The 1,250-nt window shown below is 53.3% G+C and carries 1 protein-coding gene; it reads right to left on the bottom strand.

Annotation, left to right across the window (positions count from 1 at the left end):
- Nucleotides 1-275: 275 nt before the first annotated feature.
- Nucleotides 276-1,163, bottom strand: coding sequence for a sulfite exporter TauE/SafE family protein (locus GJ1_RS17370; protein WP_066235140.1), 888 nt, complete (start codon nt 1,161-1,163; stop codon nt 276-278).
- Between the last annotated feature and the right edge of the window lie 87 nt (nt 1,164-1,250).

Genomic DNA, 1,250 nt, shown 5'->3' with positions numbered 1-1,250 from the left:
CATGCTCCTCTCCCCCTTTGGTTGATGATGCAGAATATTTTAACATAGAAACTGGATTCCTGCTACAAGAAGCAACAAAAAAGCAACTCCTGCCTTAAGGGCAAGAACTGCTTTCTGTTTTTTCATCCACCGTCGGCCACGGGACGATAGCTGTTCCGTACATTGTTGACAAGGACTGTTGACGACCGTTCCTCTGTAACATGGACAAGCCCCCAGCTGCTCCCAACACCACAACTAACGGAAAGGTCCCGTCGTTTGTCAAGCACCTCCATTACTTACGAAGCCAACTCTCCACGAGCCGCTTTTCCTTTTCTCCCGTTTCTCACCGCCGTCAATACCGCCGCGGCCCAACCGATGACAATGAGGCCGTAAACGACCGGATACAGCGGCGCGGGCGCTTCCCAAGCGTGAAGCAACGTGCGGACGTTTGTCAAAATAATGAGCCCTCCGACCAACACCCCAAGCAAATGAGACGGCAGTTTGCGCACAAGCCATGCGGCGATCGGCGCAGCGACAACGCCTCCGGCCATAAGCGTCAGCACCCAGTACCAGTTGACTTGTTCCCAGCCAAGGGAAATCACAAAGCCTAACGTCGCCGACAGCGCGACGGCAAACTCAGACGTGTCGACTGTGCCGACCACCTTGCGCGCTTCCATGCTTTTATTGGCCAACAAAACCGGCGTCGCAATCGGACCCCAGCCCCCGCCGCCAGTCGCATCAAGGAAACCGGCTGCCAATCCGAGCGGGACGAGCTGCTTATTAGACCACCGTTTCTCCGGCGCCGACGGCGCGCGGCCGTTTAAAAATAAGAATCGATACATGATATAAAGGCCAAGCGCCAGCAAAAACAGCGACACGTACGGCTTGATCAAATCCCCCGGCAAGTTGCTTAAAAAGCACGCTCCGACAAATGCCCCAACCGAACCGGGAATGATAAGCTTCAGCACCATTCCGCGGTCGACGTTGCCGAACTTCCAATGGGACGCTCCAGACGCTGCGGTCGTCACGACTTCCGCCAAATGAACGGATGCTGAGGCGACAGCCGGCGCGATCCCGAACGTCAATAACAACGTCGATGAGGTGACACCGTACGCCATCCCAAGCGAACCGTCGATCAACTGGGCGATAAATCCTACAAATACAAACACAATCAGTTTTTTCATCGTTCTCCCTCCGTTTGCAATCGTTGAGCGCGTTACTTATAATTTAAATCTCATTATTCATAGATGTCAACTATGAATTTAAAAAAG

The organism is Geobacillus jurassicus NBRC 107829, assembly GCF_001544315.1.
GTDB lineage: Bacteria > Bacillota > Bacilli > Bacillales > Anoxybacillaceae > Geobacillus > Geobacillus jurassicus.
Note: the sequence above shows the minus strand (reverse complement) of the source record. Positions and strands in the feature narration are given on the sequence as shown.